At 59.4% G+C, this 25,673-nt stretch carries 18 protein-coding genes and 1 pseudogene; 12 read left to right on the top strand and 7 right to left on the bottom strand.

The features are described 5' to 3' along the window. Positions 1–7: 7 nt before the first annotated feature. A complete protein-coding gene (locus ASC94_RS13090) occupies positions 8–4,375 on the bottom strand; it encodes a hypothetical protein (RefSeq protein ID WP_056395250.1) in 4,368 nt (1,455 codons plus the stop codon). 739 nt (positions 4,376–5,114) lie between these two features. Between ASC94_RS13090 and ASC94_RS13075 the strand changes: the two genes are divergently transcribed. After that, positions 5,115–5,564, top strand: coding sequence for a response regulator transcription factor (locus tag ASC94_RS13075; protein WP_307718844.1), 450 nt, complete (start codon positions 5,115–5,117; stop codon positions 5,562–5,564). A gap of 37 nt (positions 5,565–5,601) precedes the next feature. On the opposite strand, the gene ASC94_RS13070 is transcribed toward ASC94_RS13075, so the two are convergent. Then, positions 5,602–6,297, bottom strand: coding sequence for a hypothetical protein (locus ASC94_RS13070; protein WP_056395243.1), 696 nt, complete (start codon positions 6,295–6,297; stop codon positions 5,602–5,604). 199 nt (positions 6,298–6,496) lie between these two features. Here ASC94_RS13070 and ASC94_RS13065 point away from each other — a divergent pair, with 199 nt between their 5' ends. Beyond that, entirely contained in the window at positions 6,497–8,371 is a 1,875-nt protein-coding gene (locus ASC94_RS13065; protein WP_056395241.1) for an AAA family ATPase, read from the top strand. Continuing rightward, positions 8,368–10,200, top strand: coding sequence for an ATP-dependent helicase (locus ASC94_RS13060; RefSeq protein WP_056395239.1), 1,833 nt, complete (start codon positions 8,368–8,370; stop codon positions 10,198–10,200). The genes ASC94_RS13065 and ASC94_RS13060 overlap by 4 nt, the downstream gene beginning before the upstream one ends. Before the next feature lie 341 nt (positions 10,201–10,541). Here the strand turns inward: ASC94_RS13060 and ASC94_RS34290 are convergent. From ASC94_RS34290 to ASC94_RS13055, 3 genes and pseudogenes are all read right to left on the bottom strand, one after another. Next, positions 10,542–10,767: pseudogene (locus ASC94_RS34290) on the bottom strand (DNA translocase FtsK); the annotation flags it as partial. A 71-nt stretch (positions 10,768–10,838) separates the two neighbouring features. Further along, positions 10,839–11,027, bottom strand: a complete 189-nt coding sequence (locus ASC94_RS32605; RefSeq protein WP_157201437.1) for a hypothetical protein — start codon at positions 11,025–11,027, stop codon at positions 10,839–10,841. Between the two features lie 484 nt (positions 11,028–11,511). Beyond that, positions 11,512–12,207 carry a hypothetical protein gene (locus ASC94_RS13055; protein WP_056395237.1) on the bottom strand — a complete coding sequence of 232 codons (696 nt, stop codon included), beginning with the start codon at positions 12,205–12,207 and terminating at the stop codon, positions 11,512–11,514. A gap of 408 nt (positions 12,208–12,615) precedes the next feature. Here ASC94_RS13055 and ASC94_RS13050 point away from each other — a divergent pair, with 408 nt between their 5' ends. From ASC94_RS13050 to ASC94_RS13040, 3 genes are all read left to right on the top strand, one after another. Then, entirely contained in the window at positions 12,616–13,131 is a 516-nt protein-coding gene (locus ASC94_RS13050) for a hypothetical protein (protein ID WP_056395234.1), read from the top strand. Positions 13,132–13,146: 15 nt separating this feature from the next. Continuing rightward, positions 13,147–14,160 carry a toprim domain-containing protein gene (locus tag ASC94_RS13045; protein WP_056395232.1) on the top strand — a complete coding sequence of 338 codons (1,014 nt, stop codon included), beginning with the start codon at positions 13,147–13,149 and terminating at the stop codon, positions 14,158–14,160. A 153-nt stretch (positions 14,161–14,313) separates the two neighbouring features. Then, positions 14,314–15,381: a DUF932 domain-containing protein gene (locus ASC94_RS13040; protein WP_056395231.1), complete on the top strand. Its 1,068-nt coding sequence runs from the start codon at positions 14,314–14,316 to the stop codon at positions 15,379–15,381. 103 nt (positions 15,382–15,484) lie between these two features. Here ASC94_RS13040 and ASC94_RS13035 read toward each other — a convergent pair whose 3' ends face one another. After that, positions 15,485–16,183 carry a S24 family peptidase gene (locus ASC94_RS13035; RefSeq protein ID WP_056395230.1) on the bottom strand — a complete coding sequence of 233 codons (699 nt, stop codon included), beginning with the start codon at positions 16,181–16,183 and terminating at the stop codon, positions 15,485–15,487. A gap of 317 nt (positions 16,184–16,500) precedes the next feature. Between ASC94_RS13035 and ASC94_RS13030 the strand changes: the two genes are divergently transcribed. From ASC94_RS13030 to ASC94_RS32600, 6 genes are all read left to right on the top strand, one after another. After that, on the top strand, positions 16,501–16,830 hold the full coding sequence (locus tag ASC94_RS13030) for a flagellar transcriptional regulator FlhD (RefSeq protein WP_056395229.1): 330 nt from the start codon (positions 16,501–16,503) through the stop codon (positions 16,828–16,830). A gap of 10 nt (positions 16,831–16,840) precedes the next feature. Then, on the top strand, positions 16,841–17,452 hold the full coding sequence (locus tag ASC94_RS13025; protein WP_056395228.1) for a FlhC family transcriptional regulator: 612 nt from the start codon (positions 16,841–16,843) through the stop codon (positions 17,450–17,452). Between the two features lie 74 nt (positions 17,453–17,526). Then, on the top strand, positions 17,527–19,344 hold the full coding sequence (gene mobH, locus ASC94_RS13020; RefSeq protein WP_056395226.1) for a MobH family relaxase: 1,818 nt from the start codon (positions 17,527–17,529) through the stop codon (positions 19,342–19,344). A 26-nt stretch (positions 19,345–19,370) separates the two neighbouring features. Further along, the gene (gene traD / locus ASC94_RS13015) at positions 19,371–21,278 is read left to right on the top strand and encodes a conjugative transfer system coupling protein TraD (protein ID WP_056395224.1); all 1,908 of its coding nucleotides are present in this window, start codon (positions 19,371–19,373) and stop codon (positions 21,276–21,278) included. Continuing rightward, on the top strand, positions 21,275–21,913 hold the full coding sequence (locus ASC94_RS13010) for a DUF4400 domain-containing protein (protein WP_056395222.1): 639 nt from the start codon (positions 21,275–21,277) through the stop codon (positions 21,911–21,913). Before traD ends, ASC94_RS13010 begins: the two co-directional genes overlap by 4 nt. 398 nt (positions 21,914–22,311) lie before the next feature. Beyond that, entirely contained in the window at positions 22,312–24,216 is a 1,905-nt protein-coding gene (locus tag ASC94_RS32600) for a hypothetical protein (protein WP_157201435.1), read from the top strand. A 517-nt stretch (positions 24,217–24,733) separates the two neighbouring features. On the opposite strand, the gene ASC94_RS13005 is transcribed toward ASC94_RS32600, so the two are convergent. After that, a complete protein-coding gene (locus ASC94_RS13005) occupies positions 24,734–25,540 on the bottom strand; it encodes an SOS response-associated peptidase family protein (RefSeq protein ID WP_162251422.1) in 807 nt (268 codons plus the stop codon). Positions 25,541–25,673 lie beyond the last annotated feature (133 nt).

Genomic DNA, 25,673 nt, shown 5'->3' with positions numbered 1-25,673 from the left:
GGCGCGCTTAAGCACATGGCTTATTTTGCCTTTGGCAGTGCCTTTTTTTACGGGGTTTCTTTGTTTTCGCTGGTTTGGGAGGCGTTGCCGAGGAAACGTCGATTACGCAAACCAGCATCTGCGGCGTCAAGCTGTCACTGTCCGCAATGTCGTTAGCGAGTTTCATCAGATGCCTCACCACATCCGAGAAGGCCCAGATCTCTCCGTTTGGCCCATCCCATCCCTGCGGGCGCTGCTTTTGATAAACCAAAAGCAAGATGCCCCAGCGATCATTCCGATCTCTAAGGTAGCGACCCTGAAGCTGAACAGTCAGTGCCTCCTCAAGTTGATGAAGCGACCAGCTTTCAGCGACCTTGATCTCGATCGGCAAGCTGGCCTGGCTGGCCTTTGCACGAAGCCGAAGGTCTGGCGCCTTTTCGTCAGCGACCATCGATTCCCGATCAATCGCGAAGCTGCTGCTTTGGTCAAGCTTAAATCTGTCGGCAAACCAGAGTTGGACCTGCCGCTCGTTTTCCAATATGGCGACGGTTCGAGCCTGCTGGAAGTCGGCGTTTATTAGGTCATGCTGAAGGTCCGCTAAGCGGTTAGCGGCCAAACGTTGCAAGTCCTGAGGCGTGCGAGGGACCGCTTTAAAATGGAGCTCAAATTCCAACAGATGCGACGGTCGCCATGGAGCGGATTCGGAATCTGTCGCGGCGCGCTTATGTGCGAGTTCGGCCAAATGCCATTTGGAGGGCGAAAATTCCGGCTGCGCGATAAGACGGTTCAACGCGGCAAAGGTCGCGCCTCCCGGTGTGTCGGCGAGACGATTGAAGGCCAGCTCTCGGGCACGACTGGCAAAATCCATCTCACCAGGAGAGTAGACCTTGCCGTTCGCGCGGTTCGGATCGTCTGAAGGAGGAATGCGGTCGAACGCGAACAGAATCAGACTCTCCATAACCTGCGTGGACAGCGCCAACGCAGGCGTTGGCCCAGGAGACCACGAGTTTCCAAATATCTTGGGGATGAGCACGCGCGCAAAAGCTCGGGAATTGTCATCCTCCATGCTCCGAGTCCGTTGAGCCATTCGAGCGGCGGCCGCTTGGCTATCGATGGAGAACGCGACGGCGAGATACGTCGCGATCAACCTCGGTTCGGCGGAGGCGTCCGCGCGGGCCACCGCCAAGTCAAATAAACGCGATCGGTCCGTCGCCGCGCGCTGAAGAATTTTTAGCGCCGGCGAAAGGACATCGAGCGTCAGCGTCGGATTTTTCTCGACCAGATTCCAGACGCCTGCTTCAAGAAGGCTAACGACACTGTTGTCCGAATCGGCCAAGCGCTCCAAGGTATTCCGCCGTCCGATAGCGGCCTTGTCATGAAGATCTGGAGCCAGATGTCGCCAAAGAATGTCGGCGCAAGTTGAGGGATGAGCCTTGCACAAATCAGGCAGCCAATGAGGCAACTTGTTCAACGCGAACGTTGCATAGATAGCAGCCTTAATAGCTTCGTCGCCAATAAGCCGTTCAGCCCAGCGAGGAGTGGAGAGCGCTTCAAGCGAGACACCATCAAGTCCCATGAATTCGGTGGTGTTAAACGTGTCGCGATCTGCCACGGGCAGTTCGCTTTTCAGGCGGGGCATGGGAGCCAATTTCCAATGGCTGACAAGCGCTTTTTGGAACAGGCCAATTACGTCATCGTGAAACATTCCCTTCATGGCGCCCAAGTCAGGCGCCGTGCCGTGCGATACGTCTTCGCTTCTGCCGCGTAAAATAGTCCACAAGAAGAGCATGCGTTGATCAACACCTTCTTCGCTTGGCACAATAAGGGCCGCAAGCTGCTGCGGGTCTCGTCGAATTCCATCGGCGTAATCAGTCCAAGAGCGCTCCGTCGCCTCTCTTTGCCGCTGCATTTCAACACCACGAACTCGATTTTCTTGCTCAAATCCTTTTTCCGCTTGTGATTGTTCCCTAGGACGCGTCCACTGGTCAAAAATTTCTGCCAGCTCGGGCGTTGCTTGCGCAACCTTGCCAATCTCATGGAACAGCTCTTCGCGCTGGCCGGTCGAATTCCAAACCCATAACAGCGCGCTGAGCGCCACCGAGCTACCGGTAGGTGGACGATCAGCTATATCGGCAAGGAGCCATGGCGTATCGGTTTCATCAAAATTAGGACGGTAAGCCAGATGACTGAGAGGCCAAATGCTAGGCAGCGGCTGGACTACAGCTTTCGGCCAGGCCGCGTACTTTGCGACGGCGCGCCAGAGCCATTCTCTTCGTAACAATGGTGTCGCAGCAAGGCGAGCTCCTAAGTCAACTTTGGAAAAGTTGGTGAAAGGGTGGTAACGTTCGAGATGATCGAGTCCCAATTGGAGATCGAAAATTTCCAGTGGAGGAACCGCTTCGGTCAAGTCTAAAATACGGACGGCCAACGCCCTCATGGTGTTAACCCTGGCGTCAAAACGCTCGAAATCAGCAGGCGAAGCGTCTTCAGGATCGACAAGCCACTTGTCCATCAAGTGACGAAGCAGCTCCAAGGCCTGACTAGCTTTATCCAAGCGTTCGGCAAGCTTCGGTCCATAGAAATCGAGCCCGCTAGCGTGGTTGTCTCCGTCGCGCGTTAGATCGTCCATTAAGAGAATGATGTCCTCGACCGAAAGCGATGTTGGAAACAATTCGTCCACCGCCACCCATAACGTGTCGCGTTCGATACGAGATCGATTTGAGAGCAAGAAGCTTCGATAGACCGCGAGTTGCGCGGGAGAGCCGGACGTGGCCAAGGCGCGAGCTGCAAGCGACTGGGACAACGAGTCGATCGCAAGATTGGTCGCGGTGTCAAAGGCGATGTCGGCGCACCCTGTCAGTTCGCCAGCTTCGATCATCATGAGTAGCAATTGCCGAATGGCTTCGTTGTCTTTCCATTGCGCCCACAAGGCTTTAACGGTGTCTTCAATGTCTGGGCGCGCGAAGCGACGAAGGGCCTCGTGATCCAGAAAGCCAACGTGCGGACGAGCGGCCGACGTTTGAATGGCCGCGCTTAAGGCTTGGGCGCGAACATGCGCGGGCAGACTTGCGGGATCGCCAGCCTGCGCCAGCAGCATTGGGTCGCGCTCCAAAACCTGTTGAGCGACTGCGGGATTCCAAATGGAGAGCCACGCGGCGGTTTGCCGCATTGACGGCTTGACGACCTTGACGCCGTAAGTGGTGGCGAACAACAGTTCGGAAAGTCGACTCCATGGGCAATTCTTGTCGCTAAGCTTCTGAAGCCATCGCGCGGTCAAATATGAACGAACCACGCCTTCATTGTCATTATGAATGCGAGCCAAGCCCGAGTCGGAGGGAACGAACACGGCACTGTTCAGGAGCTCCAGATGTTGTTGCGACGTGAGATCCGGTAAAACGTCGCCAAGAGAAATCGCGTTGATGTCGTCTGCCAGCGACCGTTCCGAATCGGGAATAAGGATGGACTCCCTCCGTCCAAAAATCAAGGCGGCTCCGACTCTTTCCAAGGACGACATGGCCAAGTTCGCGTCGAGCGCAATTTGCCCAGCCCGGATGCGATCCGTTTCCTTGAGTCGCGCAGATAGGCTTAGATCGAGCATCCGCTCCAGGTTGTCAAATGAGCATTTATTGAGCCAGAACCGCACCAGCCAATCCAAGTCCACCGGACGCGATGCGAAAGTCCACAGCCTGGAATAATCTATCTCAGAGAGAAAATCTTGTGCGTTGGAAATTCCTTTTCCGACAGCAAAGCGCTCCACCTGGGCGGCGTCCAGCGGGTCCATCAACATGACCAGGGGCATTTCGATCGGCGCCTTATCGGATTTCTTTCTATGCAGAGCCTGGATCACCAGTTCATTGGGGGCGGCGGCGGGCAGCGCTGTCAAATCATGGATGGGAAGGATGTCGGCCAGCGCTGCTAAGTCGCGGTTAAATTCCCAATCGGAGTGCCTGCCTGACACGACCACATGGGCTCGGCCCTCCGCGCCGAGGATGCTGTCCGCGATGTGGCGGAGAGCATCCTCAAAGCGAACGGAAGCTCGCTTTGCCTCATCAACGGAGTCTACGAAGAACCACGCGGGCTTTCCAGACTTCCGCCATTCAACAAGGCGTTGGCGATCTTGATAGGATAACGCGCTCTCGACACCTCGGTCTCCCACGCGGGTGACGGTCGCTAGAAAGCTAAAGGCTCCTTGCTTAATAAGCTGATCGTGTTGCGCTGTGAATTCTGTGGATTTTCCGCTACCGCCCTCGGCGAGAATCACGACCCGCTTCGCTTTCAAAAGCGTAGCCCAGTCCAAACTGAAGCCACCATTGCGAAGCATGCGTATCGCTTCCGCATCAAAGCTATTGTCTTCGGTCCAGCGGTGGAAACGACGGTTAAGCGGAATGATAGTCATCCTTGAAGCCTTTCAATTGCCTGAGTCAAAATTATACTCCCAGGCAATTCAGCCTTGTCTCCTTGACAGGGCCTTGGCCGCCTATGCGGTGACGGTTGCGATCGCGGCGCCGACCTTCCCGTCGGAGCTGATCGCTCGGAAGCCGACGCCCCAATCGCTCTCCCGGCGTTGAGGGATCAGGGCAAGTGGTTGGGTGTAGGGCCGCGCTAGTGGGGGATCGTCATTGACGGGCCGAGTAGGACCGTATCGTGGCGCCCGGCGCCCGCAGCGCTGGACCCGAAACCCCACAATGTTTCGCCCCGACTTGTCACGACGGCAGACCGGCAGGTCGCCAGTGCAGCAATCTGACCGCCAGGAGTGAGGGGGGATTGGGCGTTGAGCCACTCGCGCAGAGCGCTTGCAGGAGTGAAGCCCAGGCCGCCAAATCTTTCGCTCATGCGGTCCTCGCCCATTTCGTCGTTATCGCTGGCGGCCGCGATCAGCGCGGTGAGGCGAGCCACATCGGCGGCAACGCTGGCAAGTTGTCGGCCTTGCTCAACATCACGCGCTTGGCCTTCGCGCTACAGGGCGGCGACATCGCGGCGAAGCTCTGGGATTCGCCACCTTGCTTAGGCAAGTGGACGAGCGGTTTGAGGTTCACGAAGCCGACAACCCAGGAGCGGCTCTCGACATAGCGCGCAGCGTCGGCCCGCGCATCGCGTTGATGGACCTATTCTTCGCGGGCTAGCTCGGCTTCGATCTGATAAAACGGTTGCGGCTGACGGCGCCAGACATGGCGATTCTAGTGGTGTCGGCGTACGATGGGCGACTGTATGCTGAGCGCGCGATCAAGGCGGGAGCTCGCGGCTATGTGATGAAGCAAAGCGCGGCCAAGGCGATGAGACAGGCGGTTCAGACGGTCCTGCGCGGCAAGGTATGGTTGTCCGAGGCGTTGCGCGACGACCTTTTGAATAGGCTGGCAAGCGTCGGGCTGTCGGACGATTCTACAAAGCTGAGCTCCCTCTCGGATCGCGAGATCATCGTTCTCCGGCTCATTGGGCGGGGCTTGAGAAAAGGCGACATTGCTCGAGAATTGAATCTCTCTCCACACACCGTTGAAACCTACAGGTCAAACATCAAGAAGAAGCTTGGCCTCGCCAGCGGTGCGGAGGTGTATCGCCAGGCGTTCTTGCGATCTCAAGCGGGATAACCACCGCCAGTTGGTTTGCGCCACCGCCAGCCCGACGCTATTTTGCCCGGGCGCTCATAAAGCGCTGGCGGCCTTCCTCCAATTCAGCGGGCGTGAGTTGCTTGGTCAGCGCGTAGCCCTCCAGGAAATGGGCCAGCATCCCGGTCGCCTCTCGGAAGCATTCAATGGCTTCGATCCAACTGAACTCGGGGAATTTCATGTCCGTTTCTGAAAGGAGGAAGGACACCAGGTTGTCGTCCTTCTCAAGCCCGTCCACCGACGCGCCAACGTGAGATCCGGAAAAATGGACATATCCTGACAGCTCTTTGTATACGGCGGGTAGCCAAGGATATTCTTCCGTGCGGGTTTCGACCAAATGAGCGTCGGTTAGCCGCTTGCCATCGCGATCCTTCATCTTGTCGATCCGCTCGCCCGCGATCACGGCGGTGGCGAAGTCGTGGGGCTTATCGACCAGCCACGCGGCGGAGAAGCGCAGGCCGGTGTCTATATGGGTTCGAAGCATGGTTCTCGCGCTGGTTAGATTCCATGCCTCTATCATTTGTTTAAAAGCGCTGTTGGCGCTGACGGCCCGCTTGGCGGCGCCCATCGCCAGGAGATCCAATGGGAAAATCGGAGCACCGGGTTTTGCGTAACCTTCGCGATGGAGCTGGAACAAGGCGGCCCGGTCGTCATCCAGTTTGGAGAGCAAGGCTTGGACTTTTTTAGGGTGTTGAGGAAGCGAGACGATCATCATTTCTCATTGGCTGTTAATTTTCCCAATAGTAATTTATAGTCGTGGATCACGCTTTGCTATTCGGCGCTGACACTTTCGTATTGAAAGCTTTTGACGCGTAGCGACTGATAGCGGTTGAGGGCGCCTTGGCCAAGGCGCGGAATTGTCGTTTGCCGCTTGCTCCGATTCGGGAAGCGCGGGATTCATTAAGGGAGCAGGCATGTCGATTTACGCTGCCGACAGCGGCATCGCCGTTACGGACGTTCGTGTGAGCAATTTTCGTTCGTTGGGCAACATCGAGGTGGAGCTGGGAGACCTCACGGTATTGATCGGCGCGAACAACGCCGGGAAGACAAGTTTTTTGGACGCGCTGTTCGCCGCGATCGTCGTGGGGCGCAAGACCTTGACGTCGGATGATATCCGGCTTGCCAAAGGCGAGGCGATGGCGCCCAAGGATCGTGTGGTGACTGTGGACGTTCGGATTTATCCCATCGGCGCCGATGGCCGGAAATCCGGCTCCCTACCGGAGGGCAGCTTCTGGACTGCGCTGTGGGGCGGCGCGATCGTTTTGGATGCCAATCTGGATGAGTTCATAGCGTTTCGCACTACGCTGACGTGGAGCGTGGCAAAGGCGGACTATGTGGTTGACCGCAAACCGTTGTCGGAGTGGCGCGATTTTGCCGACTGGCTGGCGACGCCTGTAAGCGAGAAATCCATAACCGTCGCGCAGCTCGAACCCATCGCGTTGCACTACATCGATGCCAAGCGGGATTTGGATGACGATCTGCGCCGGCAAGGTTCCTTCTGGCGCCGGATGACGGACGATCTGGGGCTACCCGCCGAGGACATTGAGGAGCTCGAAGCCGCGCTCTCGTCTATCAATCAGCAGATTGTCGATAAGAGCGAAATCCTCAAGCATTTAAAAGACAACCTGTCTGATCTGCAAGGCGTGGTGTCGGCGGACAGCGCGGGAATAGACATCACTCCGGTGGCGCGAAAGCTCCGCGACTTGTCGAAAGGCGTGGATGTTTCGTTCTCCACATCGGGCGCTCAATCATTCCCATTGGCTCGGCATGGCATGGGGACGAGGAGCTTGGCTTCCCTGTTGGTTTTTCGGGCATTCGCCGCATGGCGCAATTTGAAAGCGAAGGAAGGCGGCGACAAGATTCATTCCGTTTTGGCTCTTGAGGAGCCGGAGGCTCACCTGCATCCGCAGGCCCAGCGCTCGTTGTTCTCGCACATCAAAGCCATCGCCGGACAGCGCGTCGTCAGCACGCATTCGCCTTACTTTGCGGGCCAAGCCCAGTTGGCGGATCTTAGGCTCTTCATCAAGAATGGCGGGGAGACTTCCTCGACTAGGCTTAACCTGGCGGAGCTGAGCAATCCGGACGATCTGCGCAAGCTTCAAGAGACGGTGATCGAGTCGCGCGGCGATCTGCTCTTCTCCCGCGCCGTGGTGTTCTTCGAAGGTCAGACCGAGGAGCAGGCGTTTCCAATATGGGCGCAAGCGTATTGGGGCGTGAGCATCCATGAGCTGGGATTCACGTTTGTGCGGGTGAACGGGACGGCCTATTTCCCATTTGTATGGCTGGCGAAAAGCCTGCAAATTCCATGGTTCATCGCGGCGGATGGCGAGCCTCAGCCGTTAGCAAAGCTTGAGGACGCGCTGAAAAAGGCTAAATGCAATGCCTCCGCGAAGTGCGACAACTTGGTTGTTCTTCCCAATGGACAGAACTTCGAGAGCCATCTCATCGTGCACGGCTATCTGCCGGAAATCGAGCTCGCGCTCAACGAGCTTCACGGCGTAGAGAACGCGTTGGATAGGCATATAGAGAGCGAGAATGGAAAATCGTATGGCCCCAACAAGGGCGTTCGCGACTATGCTGGCGAAGATGGTAGGAAGCGGGCAGCGAAAGACGCCATGGGGTTGGCCAAGACCAAATTAGCCAAGCCGCTCGCTCGCATCATTTCCGAGCTTGAGGATGAGAAGCGTCGCTTCCCTCCTGGAATTCGAAGGTTATTTGATATCATTGCAAAACATCAAGGGTTGCCCCAACTCGCGAGTGATAATACGAAGGAAGATGAGGAGTTATGAGCGTGCCAGCCAAGGTCAGACTATCCACGCAGCAAATGGAGGTCGTCAGCCATGTTGACGGGCCGTTGCTCGTCGTGGCGGGGCCTGGATCTGGCAAGACGCGAGTGCTGACGGAACGCGTGAGATCCCTGTTGACCGAGGTTCCCGGCCACTTCCGAGTCTTGGCGTTGACGTTCACAAACAAGGCCGCCGACGAAATGCGGGAGAGGCTGACGGATCTTGGCGAGGTTCGTCAGCGGGCTTTTGTTGGAACCCTTCATAGCTTTTGCCTGGTCATGCTCTCGGAGCGAGGCAAGTTCGTGGGCGTCGAGGGAACGCCCAATATCTTCGAGCAGTTTAAGGACCGCAAGGATGTGTTGATCAAAGCGATCGCGGACGATCCTTTGCTGGACCAAGAGATCAACAACGTCGAAGACGCCAAAGAGCGAGGCAAGCGAGTTGATGATTGGCTGCAGATGATCTCCCGCATCAAAGCCCACCCCATCACCTGCGCGGTTCTGGACGACGAGATGGAGCAGCGCGTTGTGGACGCCTACGACGCGGGCATGCGGGCATGCAACGCATACGACTTCGACGATCTGTTGTTGCTTACGTATCAGCTTCTCACCAACAATCCCAAGCTAGCGGACTTTTATCGGCGCCTGTATCGGTTTATCTGCATCGACGAGGCTCAGGATCTCAACGAGGCACAATACGCGGTGGTGTGCGCTCTATGCGGGGAATCCTTCAAAAATGTGATGCTGGTCGGAGACCCCAAGCAATCCATCTATGGGTTTAATACGTCAAGCCCGAAATACATGAAGCGTTTCGGAGAGGACTTTGGGGCGAAGCGAATCGAGCTCACAGAGAACTTCCGATCCTCGCGCGCGGTTGTGGAGAAAGCGAAGTCCTTGGACCCCAACTATTCAGTAGCTGGCCAAGTGCCAATAGCTGGCGTGTGCGAATCCATGGTCGGCTCCACCCCGGAGGACGAGGCCCGAATCATTGCCGACAAAATCGAAGAGCTCTTCGCTTTGGGACATCCCGATGTGGAGGGGCAGATCACGGCGTCAAGCTGCGCGGTGCTGGGGCGGACGCGCTTCGCGTTGATAGAGGTGGAGAAAACTCTGAAAGCCCGCTCAATTCCGTTTTACAAGCGCCTGACCGCCAACCATGAGAACGAGTCGGATTTGGTTGAGGATTTTCAACTGGCGCTACGGTTGCTGGCGAATCCAAGAGACAGGTTGCACTTTGCCGCGCTGGCTAAGCGCTGGGGCGTGAGCGCTCCGCGCGATGTGATCGAGGCGATCCCCGCTATCGAAGCGATGGCGAGCTCGTCGTCTGAGGCGCGGGCTCCGCGCGTAACGGAGGCGATTAGGGCGGTGATATGCGACGCGTTAAAATTCGACCTTATGCCCGCGTTTGAGAAGTTGAGGAATTACGCTGACATGCTGGAGGAAGCCCCGCGCCAGGCGATCTATGAGGACGCCGCGGTGTTCAGCTTGGAATGGGATCAGTATCTCAGGGCGGGGCGGCCCGGTCGCTCCATCGCGAGCTTTATGAGTAACAAGGCGTTGGGTTCGACCCAAAAAGCGACCCGTGAGGGGGTCGGCCTCTTGACCGTCCATTCGGCGAAGGGCTTGGAGTTCGACGTGGTGTTCTTAGCGGGGATGGCAGAGGGGACGTTCCCTGATTTTCGAGCTCGGCCCGGCCCGACGATGGAGGAGGAGAAGCGCAGCGCTTTTGTGGCGGTCACTCGGTCTCGGCGGTTGCTGTATCTCACTTTCCCACGCCTAAGGCAAATGCCGTGGGGGGATTGGCGCCAACAAGCCCCATCACGTTTTCTTTGATAATCGTGTTGAGTTACTGAAAGCTGACCCGTTTTCCCCCTAGTAATTTGCAAACGAATCTGACCCACGTTTGAAGCACAATCCACCTGTCTCATCGGCAGGAGATCGGAGTGATCGACGTGGCATTGCTAGGCATAATTCGACGCTGGCAAGCGCCAGGCTGTGGAAATTGAGGCGATGCGAGTGCGGGATAATCGGCTCCTGTTGCTCGCGGCCGCACGCCATCAGGCGGACCGACCCGGCCGGCGACTGATCGCCGACCAGCCAACTGGTCGGGCCCGGAATTCCACCGCAGTTGGCGACTGGCGAGTGCTTCATGGATTGAAGGGAGGTCAGGGCGGTCATGCCGCGCTCCCGGCCGCAGCCAGCAAGTCGCGATTGCCGTCCGGCTGCATCGCCCCGACCACCTAGCCGCCCATCATCTCCAGTAGCCGCGCCGCCCGGTTGTAGCCGATATGCAGGTGGCGCCGCACCGACGATATCGACGCGCTGGTTGGTGCGCACCACCGTGACGGCCTGCGCACACAGTGGATCGCTGGTGCTGCCGTCGCCGACGGGCACGTCGCCCAGGACTTGGCCATTCAACGGGCGCTGCTCGCGCACTGGCTCGTTGCCCTTGGCTGACGCGCTTGGCTCCATCATTTAACCAGTAGCATCTGGCCGGCGGACGAGCCGGCGGGCAGCGACTTGGCCAGATCGATGGCACACTTGATTGGGCTTTCGCCGGTCGCCAGCATCTGTTCGCGCACTCGCTCATCGCTGTGCGCAGCGTTGGCGTAGGCCAGCACGAGAAATCCCGAGCAGGCGACGGCGCGGAGCCAGTTCATGACAGCACCCGGATGGTTACTCACAGCGCGCCGGCGGCGTAGGCGGAGCCCAGCAACGCGCCAAGGTTGCCGATGGCCGGGTACGCTGGCCAGGCGGCACGGGGCGAGTGCGACGCGGGCATTTCAGGTCCCACTGGTTCGGCAATTCGTCCCGTCCCTGGCTAGCCGGATGGTTGCCGCACATGGCGACCGCTGTTGCGCGTTGGCGGCTGAAGACAAAGCGCTGGATACAATCCTACTGAATCCGCAGTGTGCGTACCTGGCGCCTCTGAAGGGGATCAAGCCGCTCTGGTGCGAGCTGCGCCAACAGACTATCTACAGAGTCAGATCGTACGAGTGGCGGATGGCGCCTTTTGATAGTGGGCGTCCTTGTTGAGGACGTGTGCCCTGCGCGGACCGTAGAGGCGAAGGTTAAGTGCGTCGTGTGATGTGCGAAATAACGCGCCGGCATCGCCTACCGCTGCAGCGGCGAGTGACGTGCGGATTATGACTCTATCAGATTGCCAGTGCCCGCCAGTGGTGCCCGTGAGGCATGCGGGGTATCGGCGGCCGCTGCAGGTAATTGGGCGGAAGGCGTGAGTACGGTGTTCGCTCGGCGCTCCAGCGACGCCCGGATCATGCGCGCCACTTTGGTCGTTCCGCGCACCGTCTTCTTGATCCTCGATTTCTCGACAAGCAATTGGCTGGGTGTGACGGCCTCGTCGATGCACAATGTTTCCAGCATCGGCATGAGCTGGTCCACCTTTTCAATCAGCTCCAGCAGTCTGCGATCCAGCATCGAGAACACCTTCGCTTCGAACCGTAATGGCTCGACATCATAGGTAGCGAGGGCGCTGATGCCGTGCGCCGTGCATTTGGCTTCCGTATCGACCAGCGCCTGGTTCAAGCGCGCGAGCCGGCTATCTAGCATGGTGCGTAGTTCCTGTTCGATGCGTCCCACTTCGGCGTCGGCCACTTTCATGCGGGCAAACACGGTGATGTAGTGGAAGTTGATCTGGGTGATCTCAAAGCAGCGCAGATACAGGCGCTTTCCTTCGGGGCTCGAGAGGGTAACGCTCACCTTCCTACTGGCCGATTCGATGCGGTCCGTTTTCGCCGCCGCTTGGCGCGCCAGTAGCTTGCGATTGGTGGCGCTATGCTCCGCGCTGACGAGGACTGGGGTGTCGGCATGCGAGTTCATTGGGTCACCTTCCGAAATAGGGACGTTGGCAGAAGGTACATGGGTATCGCGACGACTCATAGCGGAAACGTCGCCGAAAACCATACCGTTTTCGCCTTACTCCAACCAGCATCGATCATCGGGTGTATCGGTGCAAATCCGGTGCACAAAATTTGACGCGCGTTGCCATGCCGCCTAGATTTCCTTGAGCGGCACAATTGTGTTCCAGTCTGCAAAAACTGCATTGTGCGGATGGGGCGCCGACTTCAGATTCTTCCGATGGTAGCTGGCAGCCCATCGAACGCGGCATTCGCCGCGGCAGCATAGCCAGCATCTCAATTATGGGTATCCAACCCCTATCACCCCCCATGGGACAAGCTCCCGTGCGGGCGATTGTCCCGTTCATTCATTTTTGTTACGGAGGCAATCATGGAAGAAGTCTTCCTGAGCAATCAATCCGATTCCGGCGTGGCCCCAGTTGTGCCCGACGAGCGGCTCGACGAAGGGCCTGTCGAGGAGTTCACCGAGGAGGAGGTCGTGTGCCTGCACTGGTGGCTGCTGCGCAAGGTGCGCCTGCTTGGTGTAGCCAGTACGCCCTTGAGCGAAAAGTTTGAGATCGTACGCTGGGTATTCACCGATCCGTCGCGTGACCGCCAGCCGTTCTCGTTCGTGAACTGCCTGCGCGTGGTCGCGTGCAGCCCGTTGTCCCAATTGCCCTATGTCGGGGCGTGCGATGCCGAAGAAGTCCGTGCCTGGATTGGTGCGCAGTTGCGGCGCTGGTTCGAGGCGTCGTTGGCAACCTATCCGGCTTGGGTGCGGCACGCCGTGATGTCGAACCCGGAGTGGATCGCCGATCGCTTGGCCGCCAATCCGCAGTGGATCAACGAGCAGATGCGCCGCCACGATGAACGGGGCGACCTGTTCTCGCAGGACCACGCCGCGTGAAGCAAAGGAGGCGCTATGACAAAGCATCAAGACGATTTCGAGCGGCGCTTTCAGGCGGCGCGTGCCAATGCCTACGGGCGCTGGACGCCGTTGCTGCTTGCGCTGGGCGTCGATGAGAAGGTACTGAACCGGCGCAACCAGCCATGCCCGCTCGCGGCATGCGGTGGCACGGATCGGTTCCAGTACACCGACAAGTTCGGCGACGGCAATTACATTTGCCGCGGCTGCGGCGCCGGCGGCGGCTTCAAGCTGCTGATGGGCTATTTCGGATGGGGCGCGGGCACCGCGTTGCGCCATGTCGAGCGCAGCCTCGGGTTGTTGCCGGCCTCGCCGCAGGTGCCGGGACCGGTCAAGGATGCGCGCAGGCTGGTGCATCGAATACTGGCCGAAACCGGACCGATCGCCGCGGGCGACGAGGTGGACCGCTACCTGCGTTTCCGTGGCCTGGGTATGGACGGCTACCCGGAGACGCTGCGCATCCATCCGGCGCTGGGCTACTACGAATTGGAGCAGGGCACCGGCAAGGCGCGTCTCGTGCGCCACTTTCCGGCCCTGGTGGCCGTGGTGCAGGACCAAGGCGGACAGGTGGTGTCCCTGCTGCGCACGTATTTGCAGGATGGCCGCAAGGCGCTGGGGACGCAGTCCAGGAAGCTCCTGTGCGGCGGCGTCAACGGCGCGGCCATCAGATTGGGCGAGCCTGATGGCGAGCTGGCGGTGTGCGAGGGCGTCGAGACTGGCTTGGCGATTCTGAAGCGTACCGGCCAACCGGTGTGGGCCGGGATTTGCGCCAGCAACCTAGAACGCGTCTGGGTACCCGACCAGGTGACCCGGCTGCGCATCTACGGCGACAACGATGCCGACGCCATGTTCGACGGCCAAGCCGCCGCATATGGTCTGGCGCGGCGCTACATGAAGTGCTGCCGCCACGGGGAGGGCCGTCAGGCCGAAGTGTTCATCCCCCGTATCGCCGGCGCCGACTGGGCCAACGTGTTCGAGCGCTGCGCCGCGCAGGAGGGATTGGCGGCGTAGCACGCGCCAGGAGGTTGATGTAGGCAGGCCGCAAGGCCAAGGAGGTGGCGCATCCGCGCCGATGCGGCAGCGATGCCGCGTATTGCAACCCTGCGGGGGACCGTCCCCGGCAGGGGAGGTCCGTCCGCTTTTTTTGATGACTGGAGAAATATCATGAAAACAGGACGTTCCCTGATGGACCTGGCGGCAGAACTTGAACGCCAGGCGGCGGCCAAGCGCGATCTGATCGTGCCGGCCAAGAAGATGCGCGGTGAAACCACCGCTGCCGGGCAGTTTCGTCTGGTGATCGACGAGGCCGGCGGCGAAGCGCGCTATCCGCTGTGCGACTTTGTTTGCGGGCAGCTGGCCAAGAAGCTCGACATTCCGCTGACCTACTTCAAGCGCATGCGGGAATATTATCCGGAGCTGCTGGACCAGAATGTCAACGGCTGGCTGCGCATCAATAGCCCCGATAGCTATTTGGTGCGCACGCTGGACGGCTATGCCCGCGCATTTTTGTCCACGCGCTACCGCCGGCTGGACAACTTCGATTTGGCGAAAAGTATCGTCCCGGTTCTGCAGCAGCTGCCCGGGGCGCGCTTCGAATCGGTCGAACTGACCGCCAGGAAGTTGTACATCAAGGTGGTGAGCTCGAAGATTCAGTGCGAGGTGGCGCCGGGCGACGTGGTGCAGGCCGGGGTCATCGTCAGCAATTCGGAAATCGGTTGCGGCACGCTGCGGGTCGAACCGCTACTGTTCCGCCTGGTGTGCAGCAACGGCCTGATCATGGCCGACCGTGCCATGCGCAAGAACCACGCCGGACGCAACCTGGTATCCGACGATGACGAGGTGCTGGTGTACCAGGACGACACCCTGGAGGCCGACGACAAGGCCATTTTCCTCAAGGTGCGCGACCTAGTGCAGACGGCGGTGTCGGACGTGACGTTCGAGCTGATCTCGGAGAAGATGCGCAAAACCATGGGCATCAAACTGGTCGGCAACCCGGTCAAGGCGGTCGAGTTGCTCGCCAACCGCTATGCCTTGAACGAGGCCGAGTGCGCCGGCGTGCTGCGGCACCTGTTCGGCGAGCGCGAGTTGACCGGGTACAGCTTGGTCAACGCGGTTACCGGTTACTCGCAGGAGGTCGACGATTACGATCGCGCGACCGAGTTCGAGGAGCTGGGCGGTAAATTGTTGGCGCTGTCGGCCGCTGAATGGCGGCCGATCGCCGAAGCGGCATAGCTTGTGATGCAGTAGGGAAGGGACCGGGCTGCCGGACGCGCTTGTCGGCGCGCCCGGCACGGCCCGGGACCTGCTGCAATCGAAACGAGTTGCTGGGCGAGGCCTAGAGTGCGGTGACGCTGACCACTAGCAGCACGCGACCCAGTACCGTCAGCTTGGCGGCGGCGCCGTCGGCGTCCTTGAGCAAGCTGTCGGCGTAGCGGGCGTTCTCGCAGCGCAGCAGCAGGCCTTCGCCGATGCGCCGTTCGACATGCCGGACCAGGGTCTGGCCGTCGTAGGCGAGCAGGTAAATGCCGTTGCAGGAGATGCGTGCCTGGGTAGCATCGTAGAAGAACGGGGTTCCGTCGGGGATGAGGGGGGCCATCTCTGCTCCCCGCATGATGCCGGCCTTGCGGGCGGTGCTGGCGCCGATCGGCGGCAGCAGCGCGCCGATCCAGTCGGCCGATGGTGGGCCGTCCGGATACAGCTCGGCCAGGAGTGGCTGGGGCATGCGGTCGTACGGGCAGTCCAGCCGGTGCTGTAGCAGGCCAAGCAGCCACTGGGTATCCACATTGAGCTGCAGGGCCAGGACCGCCAGTGAAGCCAGGTCCGGTAGTCCCGGCTGGTCGGCGTCGATCCAGCGCGCCACGGTCTGCACGGCGCGGCCGGTCAGGATGCTGAGGTAACTAGCGTACTGGTGGGCGGGGATGTCGCGTGCAGCCAACTCAGCAATAAGCCGGTTGCGCAGCCCCGGCACCAGGCGTAGGTCAAGGTTTCTGGCTTGGTCGCGGGTGAGCGGTGCGCGGCGCTGGTCGGGCTCCATGAGGCGCTTTGGTCCTATTTGCAGGATGGATCGCGGGCAATTTGTAGCAGTTGCTAGCTTTCGCAGGCGGTGCGTTTCAAGTTGCTATATGGCCGTAGGATCTACCGATCCGGCCCGTGTCGTCAAGCGGCCTTCGTTTTTGCAGTGCACAGCGGGAGCAGTTGCTATTGACCGGTAAAACGGTGCGGTGTAGCCTGCTTTCGCAGGTGGCGGCCTATGCTGCAACGCATGGCGAGCGCCCAGCATACGCCGTTGTTTTTTCAAAAAACCAGTGATGTGACCATGCCCGCACGCGCGGGCTTCACGGAGTAGCCATCATGGATAACGCCATACACCTGACGGACGTGCAGCAGTTGAACCTGAACTTCCTGTTGACGATCCAGGCGGGCCTCAAGCATGACCGAATTGCCGCCAGCTACAAGTTCCACCTCGACCCGGATTGCGCGGCGCTCCTGGGCGCCATGAGCGCCAGCGATCTGGTCGCGCTGGCGGCGAACATGCCGCACGAAAGCCTGTTCCAGCCGATCGGCAATCTGACTTCCCTGCTGGCCGCGCCGCATGGCCTGGCCGTGACGCTGTGCACGGTCGGGGCGGGGCGTCCAAGTTCCTCCGCTCCGAACGCGGTGGTTGCCGTGGCGAACGCGTGAGGCCGCCAACATGGCCGCCCCTGAAGCCGACCAATTCATCCGAGCGCTGCATCTGGCCCGGGAATGCATCGCGCTCGGCGCTCGCCTGGGTACGGCATCCCAGGTGACCGGCCTGCGCTCGTCAATGCTGCGCACCTATTTTTTCCGCCACGGCGGCTCCATTAACGGCCGCCGGCCGGAATCGAGCGAGTGGGTCCACTGGGGCAATCTCTGCCTGCGCGCGGAGGCGTCCGAGTTCGCCAGCATCTTCTCGACCCTGCATGAACAGTACCGCTGCCTGCCGGCCGACGCGCTGGTCATCGCTTACCGGATGTACGCCGAGCGCTGTCCGCGCAAGCCCACGGTCTCGTTCGACCGAGCATTCGCGCTGGTGTGCGACTTGCTCGGCATCTGGCTGCGTAAGGAGGCGCGCCTGGCGATGCATCGCTGTCCGCAGTGCCGAGCGCGCTACGTGGCTGAGATCGGCGCGCCGCCGCCGCGCGAGTCAGGCTGTGTGTTCTGCCATCTGCTGCAGCGTTACCCCCTCGACGCGCGCGTGCAGGCGCACTATGTGGCCAGGCGGGCGGACTTGCCTACCATCCTGGCCCGGCCGGACGGCGCCGGCCCGGAAAAAGCGGCGTAATCTCCTGTTTTTCCGCATGGACGTGCGCCCAGGCCGGGCCGACACTGGAAGCCTGCCAACTACGGAGCCTTGCCATGTCGATCGCGAATTGGTGTGCACGGCTGTGGCGCAGCGCCGCTCGCGAAGGGGCAGCGGGCGCGGACCCGAAGCCCGCAGGCATTGAGGCCCCGTCACCTGGCGCGGGCCTACGCGCCCGCAGCGTGGAGGACTTGCTGGCCGAGCACAAGGACGTGATCGCCCGCATCAAACTGTGCTACGGGTGCGACAACGCCACCTTCCACGCCGACTTGCTCCAGCCAGTGCAAAACTATGCAGCCTACGTCAACGCGCTGCCGGCCACGCGGGCGAGCTACTACTGCGGTTCCGGCGGCCTGCTGCGCCTCGGCCTGGAGACGGCGTTCTACGCGCTGCAGGCGACCGATTCGCAGATCTTCGCGGGGCGCCAAACCATTTCCAGCCGGCGCGTGCTCGAGCCGCGCTGGCGGCGCGCCGTCTTCCTGGCTGGCCTGTGCGGCGAACTATACCGCTGCCTCGGCCAGGTGACGGTGCGCGATGCGCAAGGCGGCGCCTGGCAGCCCTACCTGGCGCCGTTGACCGCCTGGCTGCGGCAGCGCCGGTGCGCCACCTTCACCGTGCAATGGTCGGCCGGGCCGGAGCGCCGGGCGCTGGGGCTGTTTGCACTGCCGATGATCGTGCCCGCCGCCATGCTGGACGACCTGGCGCAGGACAACGAGGTGATCGTCCCCAATCTGCTGGCCTCGGTGTCGGGCATGGCCACCTACCATGAACACAACCTGATGGATCGGCTGGTGCGCCATGCCGCGGCGCTCGTCATTGCGCGCGAGCGCCACGCGCCCGGAAGCGATGTGCCCGAGGAGGACGTGCCGGTGCATCTGGCGCGGCACTTGGTCGAGGCGATGCGCGAACTGGTGCAGTCGGATCACAACTGGCTGCCGAACGCGCCGCGCTCGCGTCTTTGGTACGGCCAGGATGGCCTGTACCTGGTATGGCCGAACGGTGCGGCCGACATCATCCGCCTGCTGGCTGACGAACGCCTTCCCGGCGCGCCGGACAATGCCGCGGCGGCACTGGTAATCCTTGTTGCAGGCGGGATCGTGGCGGACGTCGGTCCGGGCGAGCGCATTGTTCTGATTCGCCCGCCGGGCGCGCAAGAGCCACTGGAGGCGGTGCGGATCGTGCCGCCCAGCCTGTTGCTGGCCGACGTGGTGCCCCCACCAAGGCCCCTGGAACAGAGATTGGCGGTGCCGATGAATGCTGAACGGACGCAGCGAACACAACCGGCAGGCGACCAGACGGATTGCCAGTCTGCCGAGACAGAGTCTACGTCACCGTTACCCCAAGCGGTCTCGATGCCGGCGCCCATGCGCAAGCGGTCCCCAAAGCCGCATGTGGATGGGGAGAGCGGGCAGGCGCGGTTGCCGCTGCAGGACCTCCCGTCTTCCGACGAGGCGGTGCAAAGAACGCGCCGCGCTACGCCTTCCCGGCGCGCAGGTCGGCCGAGGCCTGGTGAGCACGCGGCGCATGGGAACGATCAGGCGACGCCATGCGCTGGGCATCCCGCCTTGCGTGCCCCACTACGCCTGAACACCACGGTGGCGGGCGCGCTGTCCGCCATCGTGGGCACATTGCACGGGGACCGTCCGCAATGCCATGTGGTCGCCGGCGCGGTGTTCGTTCCGCTGGCCTCGCTCGCCGCACATGGCGTCGATGCGCGCCAGACGTTGCGCTCCCTGGACGATGCGGGCATGCTGTTGCAAGACGACAGCGGCGAGGGCGTGCAGTCGGAGCTGATCGCGGGAAGCCGCGTCCCGGGTGTACGCATTGCCGCCCGGTTCGTGGCCGGCTTGGAGGCGCCGGTGAACGCCGGTTGAGGAACGGCAACGGAAGGGGGACCGCGATGCTGATGCGCGACTATGAGATGCCGTGGCGCAGCCCGATGGAGCTGCTGGCGAGCGCCGTGTGGTGCGCGGCCAGCTTGGGCATCGTGGTGTTCACCCCGGACGTGGTGCCACGGTTGCTGGGCCTGGCGCTGCTGGCGGTGATGCTGCCGATGGCGGTGCTCAGGGCGCGTCAGGGCCTGCGCATCATCGCCGTGCGAGCGGCGCTGTCCGGGCGGGCGATGGAAATGATCACCACCAAGCGCCTGGCCAAGCTGGCCCCCGACATGGAACTGGTGGTGTTCGGCTTCGGCTTCGAGTGGCAGCCGGTGCACTCGCAGCGGCTCTATGAGCTGGCCAAGGTCGATTACCGCGACCTGCGCATTCCGCCGCCGCTGTTGCGGCTGCTGGGCTACGTCGACAATCCGCAACCCGACGACGAGATCGGGCTGCCTTACATCCACGGTGTGGAGCGGCACGAGACGTTGCTGGCTCGGCCGCTGCACAATTTCGAGGGCGGCACCCTGGTGGTGGGCACCACGCAGTCGGGCAAGGGCGTGTGCCTGGGCTGGCTGATCACGCAGGCGATCCGGCGCGGCGACGTGGTCATCATCCTCGACCCGAAAAACTCCAAGCGCTTAAAACGACTGGTGGAGCGTGCCTGCGCCGATTACCGCGAGGCCGATGCCTTCCTGTGGTTCCATCCGGCGTTCCCGGAAACCGGCGCGCGGCTGGACTTCACCTTCAACTGGCAAAAGCCGACCGAAATTGCCTCGCGCATCCAGTCCATTTTGCCGCCGGACACGGCGGGCGCCTTCTCGGCATTCGGCTGGGACGCGGTCAATGTGGTGACGCAAGGCATGGTACGGCTGGAAAAGCGGCCCAACCTGATGAAACTGACCAGGTACATCGAAGCGGGGATCGAGCCAATTCTGGAGGCAACGCTCAAGCGCTGCTTCGAGGAGCTGCTGGGACTCGGCTGGCGCACCAATCCCGACCTGGTGCGGTTGCTGGAGAAGACGCGCAAGGGGGCCATCAAGTCGCCGTCGCCGGTGGCCAGCTCCGAACTGGTGGCGTTCGTCGAGTACTACGAGCGCCACGTGCACGAGTCGCGCCACGACAAGGTGATCGACTCGCAGGTGCGGGTGTTCCGCCACAACCGCGAGCACTACCAGAAGATCACGGCCAACCTGTTGCCGATCCTGTCGATGCTCACCTCCGGCGAACTGGGGCGCACGCTGTCGCCCGACCCGTTCGACGCGGAGGACGAGCGGCCCATCATGAACCTGGAGAAGATCGAGCGCGGCGGGCATGTGTTGCTGATGTGCCTGGACTCGTTGCCCGATCCTGCGGTGGCCTCCGCCATTGGCGCGATGTGCCTGGCCGATCTGGCCGCCCGCTCGGGGATCCGCTACAACCTGGGCGGCTACCGACGCATTTCCCTGTTCGTCGACGAGGTGTCGAACGTGATCAACCAGCCGCTGATCGAGATCATGAACAAGGGCGCGGAAGGCGGCATCTACACCACGGTGGCTATGCAGACCATCGCCGATCTGGCCAAGCGTCTGGGCAGCCAGGAAGCGGCCCGCATGGCGTTGGGCAACCTGAACAACCTGATCGCCTTCCGCACCAAGGACCAGCCCACGCAGGAGTTCATCAACGAGACCTTCGGCCAGACTGCGATCCACAACATGAAGGTTGGGCGCAACACGGCGTGTGATGGGCACATCGGCGACTTCACCATGGTGGAATCGACCCAGATCGCGGAGGAATTGAACGAGCTGGTGCCGACCTCGCTACTCGGAAAGCTGCCGAACCTGCAGTTCTTCGCATCGGTGTCCGGAGGGCGACTGTGCAAGGGCCGCTTTACCTTGCTCGATCTGGGTGAATCTTCTTCTGCCGCCGGCAGCGCGCAGGCGGCGCCATGATCCGCGTCGTCTCGATCGCCTCGCTGCTGGCTCTGTTGGTGCTGGTGCTGTATCTGCCGTCGGCCACGTCGGCATCGGCATTTTTTGATCGGGTTCGTGCCGAACATGCCTTGCATGGGGCGGCATGGGGCCAAGGGCATGCACAGACGGCGCTGGCGCGGGCGTTGGCGGTGGTGGAGCGGCCCGTGGCTGCGCCCTTGATGCAGGCGGACTCGGCCAAGCAGGGCAGGGCGGGCACCGCCGCGGGCCGCCAGCTGGACACGGTGGGCCATCGCATCCTCGGCAGTGGCTATTTGCGTTCGCTCAATGCGCTCTTGCTGCTGGCGGTGTTTCGCTTGGCCGTGTTGGCGCAGCTGGCGCCGGGCCTGCTGATGCTGGCCGGCGCATGCCTGACCGACGGTCTGGTGCGGCGCTGGGTCAAAAGCCGGGAGTTTTCCAGGCACCATCCTGAAATCTGGATCGCGAGCGTTTCCCTCGGGTGGCTTGCGGTATGTGGCGCTGTGATCTGCTCGGTGTTGCCGATCGCGGTGCCGGTTGCGTTGTTGCCGCTGCTGGCGGGGCTGTTCGGCGTTGGCATCGGAATGGCAATCGCCAACTATCCGGCGGGTGCCGGGCGTGGAAACAGGTTGGCTTGAGTGGCTCGCGGACACAGTTCCACAGCATGTGAAAACTACCGTTCTTTTCTAGCACGTGAGAATCTGTGTATTTTTTGTTTAGATAAGATGGTATCCTGTTGGAAATCCCGATTACTGGAACGCAAGTCATCGTTTTTAAATGCATCCCTATTGTTTTAATGATATGGTCGTAGAGCTAGAGCAGTTATTTTAGGTAAGCGTAAGTTCCAAGCGCAATGCAAATCGCGCGAAAATATGGGCCGAAAAGAGATTTTTCCCCACATCATTAGCGGGTTGCAAAGGCTTGAATGCTCTTGTATTGCGCTAAAACGTCTTGAAATTCTGAGAGCTCTCTTCCTATGAATCGGACTGTTTGCTCTTTTGCATGTAAGTCCAAAGTAAAAATTTCCTACATTTCTATGAGTTCTAACCCTACATTTTCGACCTCCACAGCGGGGCAAGTCAAAGATTTGATTGATGGAACGCCATTTCTTGACCTATCTTGGCATTTTGAGCCGATAATTAATATCAAGGACAGAATAGGGTATGTAAGTGAATTCGAGGCTGCAATAAATGTGGGTGGCGATTTTGATTCATTTAAGAATGTTCAACTCGAAAAACGGTCGAGGCTAAGTAAGGCTTTGATGGTCACTATGTTTGATGGTGATCTATATGACGAGATCGATGCGTTTGGAGATATTGATTTATTGTGTGAATTTTTACTTCAACTCAATCCAGATGATTCCATATCTTCTCATGTATCCTCCTATTATTCCAGGATTTGTGAGTTTCTAGAAAAAAATCTGGGTGCCTCTCCGGTCGAGGCAAAGCTGGGTCGCACATTGCTGCCATTGCTGCTCAATCCTGGTTTGAAATGGCGTGAGCATATTAAGAAAGACAGTGATGTGTCGATCGGTATCCTAAAATCGATTGAGTCGATTGTTTCAATTGTATCCGCGCGACTTCGGTCTAAACTATTCAGCGATGATTTGTTGGAGACGCAAAACTTCCTCATTTATTGCTACCTTGTACTAGCTTCTGTTTTTAAAGGAAGTATTCACCCCTTAGTCGTTAGTGAGCATCTTCTTGTGTTTCGGTATGTCAGTCCCGCTGCGTGGTCCGTTGTGGATGTACGTACGAAGATGCAATTTTATACTTTGATACTTCACTTAGTCCGGGTTTTTTATCCGGTAGATAAACCGTTCAAATCAAAGTTGGGTTTTAGTAATAACACTCTCGCGGATTTACGCAACTTATATAGAGATGCTGCGGGAAATGCTCCTGACGCGCCTTTTACTACGCATCAATGGGTTTTTCGTTGGTTTGCTGAAAAACTTGATGCTGAAGTATTTTCCATCAGAGGGTTTCGAGGGAACCTAAATAGTTTAACTGTGCTAAGTGAGGGCGAGCAAAATTCCATAGTCGATTTAAGCATGCGGTTTGGCAACTATAGACTCCCCGTGACTACTCAGCATCTCGCTGCGTTTTTATTACAATTCGGGACCACCGAACGTATTCGAGGAGTATTGAGAATGCTGGTTCATAGCCGATTTTTCCCGATGTGGGAATTAGGCGCCTCGATGGAGAAACTGCTAACTACCGAACTAAGCTCATCGTGTGGAGGGAAACTTGTTATTGCTCCTCTGGGGGATCAAACAGGAAGTACAGCAATCATAAAATATTTAGCATCCCATTCATCAATCGCCGAAAATTTACTGTTCGCAGATGACCTTTCGACGGCATTGCTACAAACAAACGTAAATGATGAGATCTATTTCGTGGATGATTGCTTGCTGAGTGGGACTCAAACGCTCAATATTCTCGGCGATTTGATGGGGACCAGAGAGCGTAAGCCGCATCATACTATTCATTGTGAGCCATTGAGCAGGGCGGAGCGCGTTGCATTCCAGAAGCGAAAATTCGTATTCTCGTATTGCGTAGTAACGGATATTGGTGAGGATCGGTTCTTGCGAGAGATTGAAAAGACCGGAATAGATCCGGGAATGGTCAAGCTAAAATACGGGGTAAAGGAACATAGCTCATCGAAGGCATTTGAGCCCTTGGGGCCGGTCGCATGGTCTAGCGCTACTGAGCGAGATGCCGTAAAGCAGTTCTCCTCAGATGTTGGATACGAAATTCTCGCAGCGCGTGCGACGGAAAAAGGGTGGGACGATGATCGTAGAAGAGAGAGTGCTTTAGGGTACTCAAATTTCCAGCGATTGTTAATATTTCCTTATAATGTCCCAAAGACAACACTGACACTTCTCTGGGAACATGGTAGAGGCTCTCGTGAGTGGTCTCCTTTATTTCCAGGATTTGATTAAAAAATCTTTTATTGCATATAAGGAATATTGCACTGAGGAATACGGGCTGCGATTTTAGTGTGCCCCGGGAGGAAGATTTGGCGATCTATTGGTAGATTTGGCCTCGCATGTGGATTTCAAGGCGCTTGGCGCACGTATTTATTCCGCCGCACTGCTCCCATCAAGTATCAGTACGAGGATATGCACTGATGGCATAGGTCAAGCGGTCGAGTGATTTAAGATCTTTTCGATTCAGTGCCAATCAGAGCCGTCTAAATTTAGGGAGAGCCCCCGCATTCGACTGTTCATGGCTGTGGATGCAACCGGTCGATGCAACACTCCCCTGCGTAACAGTTAGTGCAGCATAACATCTTGCTCCGACGAAAAATGCGCAGATTCTTACACTTCAGTTCGCCAAGCTGTACCTGTGGAGTATCTGCACACCGATAATGGCGAGGAGCGCCAGCCAACATCTTCCTTGTTGCGATCTAAGCCGCGGGTAGCGTAAGGGGCGGGAATTGGACTGACAATTCGACCTTCAAAATCCAAACAATGAACCTTGCTGCGGCTCATCCTCAGTGATTCGTTGCACCCGCGCGTCTTCCTGTTTTAGTTCGGCAGCGTCGGACCTTGCCGTCGTCTTTGATTTAGGTGCGGCGTACGCGCTCAATTCTTCAGGGCGGTACAGCTCAATGAGCGCGCGCGCAAATTCCGGATTTTTGGAGCCGAGCCAGTCGTCGTAGTGCTCAGGCCGCAGGATGGCCACGCCGCGCTTCTCCTCGTTTGGGCGATGGAACCGTTTTAGCAGAGGGTGGTCATCGGCATTCAGGGTGAAGTGGGTAAAACTGTTTGTAATGGTCCCGTCTTCCTCTTCCCAGGTGCGCCACATACCGGGCAGCCCGAAGGGCTCCTTGCTGGCCAGTTCAAGCGCCCAGCGCTCGTGAACGCCGGTCTCCCAGTTCGGTTCGAACACGGTGAGCGCCGGCACAATGCATAGGTGCTGAGCGAGCCAGAAGCGCTTGTAGTTGACCTTGCTCCCAACTTCCTCGGCGCGAGCGTTCATGGTATCCATGGCGATGCGCTTGGGCTTGGGCAGTGCTTTGCCTGCGGCCCTGGCCTGCTGAACCTTCGCTTCCTCTTCCTTGGTGAGCTTCTTGAAAGGCCGATGGCGTTGCGGGACGAAGCCATAACTTCCGACCATGCCTTTTCGCTGGCGGTGCTCGTCATGCACGATAAACAGCCCCTGGTAGTCGCGATACATCTCTTCCCGCCAGTCCTCATTCATTTCCATGGGCGTGCGGAACCATTCGAACGCCAGTTGACGACTAACGGTGACGTAGTTCACACACATGGTTCCTCCGGAGTTGCCAGGCGCTGGTTGTGTTGCCTGGATACGAAAATTACCACAATTGGGAAGTGCCCGGGTGGTGGCCATGTGCGACAGCGCCGTTGGCCTGCATGGGTTGGCGAAGTCCCCC

Origin of the sequence: Massilia sp. Root418, assembly GCF_001425265.1 — a bacterium.
In the GTDB taxonomy this organism is placed as follows: Bacteria; Pseudomonadota; Gammaproteobacteria; order Burkholderiales; family Burkholderiaceae_D; genus Rugamonas.
Note: the sequence above shows the minus strand (reverse complement) of the source record. Positions and strands in the feature narration are given on the sequence as shown.

Excerpts from the sequence above, each read along its gene's own strand:
- ASC94_RS32600 (WP_157201435.1), top strand. The coding sequence starts at position 22,312 with ATGAGTTCTAACCCTACATTTTCGACCTCCACAGCGGGGCAAGTCAAA.
- ASC94_RS13055 (WP_056395237.1), bottom strand. The coding sequence starts at position 12,207 with ATGAACTCGCATGCCGACACCCCAGTCCTCGTCAGCGCGGAGCATAGC.
- ASC94_RS13040 (WP_056395231.1), top strand. The coding sequence starts at position 14,314 with ATGAAAACAGGACGTTCCCTGATGGACCTGGCGGCAGAACTTGAACGC.
- ASC94_RS32605 (WP_157201437.1), bottom strand. The coding sequence starts at position 11,027 with ATGAACTGGCTCCGCGCCGTCGCCTGCTCGGGATTTCTCGTGCTGGCC.
- traD (WP_056395224.1), top strand. The coding sequence starts at position 19,371 with ATGCTGATGCGCGACTATGAGATGCCGTGGCGCAGCCCGATGGAGCTG.
- mobH (WP_056395226.1), top strand. The coding sequence starts at position 17,527 with ATGTCGATCGCGAATTGGTGTGCACGGCTGTGGCGCAGCGCCGCTCGC.
- ASC94_RS13090 (WP_056395250.1), bottom strand. The coding sequence starts at position 4,375 with ATGACTATCATTCCGCTTAACCGTCGTTTCCACCGCTGGACCGAAGAC.
- ASC94_RS13030 (WP_056395229.1), top strand. The coding sequence starts at position 16,501 with ATGGATAACGCCATACACCTGACGGACGTGCAGCAGTTGAACCTGAAC.
- ASC94_RS13050 (WP_056395234.1), top strand. The coding sequence starts at position 12,616 with ATGGAAGAAGTCTTCCTGAGCAATCAATCCGATTCCGGCGTGGCCCCA.
- ASC94_RS13045 (WP_056395232.1), top strand. The coding sequence starts at position 13,147 with ATGACAAAGCATCAAGACGATTTCGAGCGGCGCTTTCAGGCGGCGCGT.
- ASC94_RS13060 (WP_056395239.1), top strand. The coding sequence starts at position 8,368 with ATGAGCGTGCCAGCCAAGGTCAGACTATCCACGCAGCAAATGGAGGTC.
- ASC94_RS13010 (WP_056395222.1), top strand. The coding sequence starts at position 21,275 with ATGATCCGCGTCGTCTCGATCGCCTCGCTGCTGGCTCTGTTGGTGCTG.
- ASC94_RS13025 (WP_056395228.1), top strand. The coding sequence starts at position 16,841 with ATGGCCGCCCCTGAAGCCGACCAATTCATCCGAGCGCTGCATCTGGCC.
- ASC94_RS13035 (WP_056395230.1), bottom strand. The coding sequence starts at position 16,183 with ATGGAGCCCGACCAGCGCCGCGCACCGCTCACCCGCGACCAAGCCAGA.
- ASC94_RS13070 (WP_056395243.1), bottom strand. The coding sequence starts at position 6,297 with ATGATGATCGTCTCGCTTCCTCAACACCCTAAAAAAGTCCAAGCCTTG.
- ASC94_RS13065 (WP_056395241.1), top strand. The coding sequence starts at position 6,497 with ATGTCGATTTACGCTGCCGACAGCGGCATCGCCGTTACGGACGTTCGT.